Annotated in this window: 1 protein-coding gene; it reads right to left on the bottom strand. The window is 70.8% G+C overall.

The annotated features are described in order from the left end of the window. A partial coding sequence (locus EBL85_RS16845; RefSeq protein WP_148040589.1) for a tetratricopeptide repeat protein occupies window positions 1-672 on the bottom strand: 672 nt, incomplete at both ends.

Genomic DNA, 672 nt, shown 5'->3' with positions numbered 1-672 from the left:
TTGGTCGGCGAGCAGGGCCTCGGCGGCGGCGAGCGCGACCTCGATGGCGCCGGACTCGGCTTGCCAGCGAGCGATGTTGTTGCGCGTGGTGAGCGTGTCGGGGTGATCGGGCCCGAGGATGCGGGTTCGGTCGGCGAGCAGAGCCTCGGCGGCGGCGAGCGCGGCCTCGATGGCGCCGGACTCGGCTTGCCAGCGAGTGATGTTATTGCGCGTGTTAAGCGTGTGGGGGTGATCGGGCCCGAGGATGCGGGTTCGGTCGGCGAGCAGAGCCTCGGCGGCGGCGAGCGCGTCCTCGATGGCGCCGGACTCGGCTTGCCAGCGAGTGATGTTATTGCGCGTGTTAAGCGTGTGGGGGTGATCGGGCCCGAGGATGCGGGTTTGGTCGGCGAGCAGGGCCTCGGCGGCGGCGAGCGCGGCCTCGATGGCGCCGGACTCGGCTTGCCAGTAAGTGATGTTATTGCGCGTGCTAAGCGTGTGGGGGTGATCGGGCCCGAGGATGCGGGTTTGGTCGGCGAGCAGGGCCTCGGCGGCGGCGAGCGCGGCCTCGATGGCGCCGGACTCGGCTTGCCAGTAAGTGATGTTGTTGCGCGTGGCGAGCGTGTGGGGGTGATCGGGCCCGAGGATGCGGGTTTGGTCGGCGAGCAGGGCCTCGGCGGCGGCGAGCGCGACCTC

It is taken from the genome of Marichromatium sp. AB32, assembly GCF_003718675.1.
Classification (GTDB): Bacteria; Pseudomonadota; Gammaproteobacteria; order Chromatiales; family Chromatiaceae; genus Marichromatium; species Marichromatium gracile.
The sequence above is the reverse complement of the archived record's forward strand: the minus strand, read 5'-3'. Positions and strand labels throughout refer to the sequence as shown.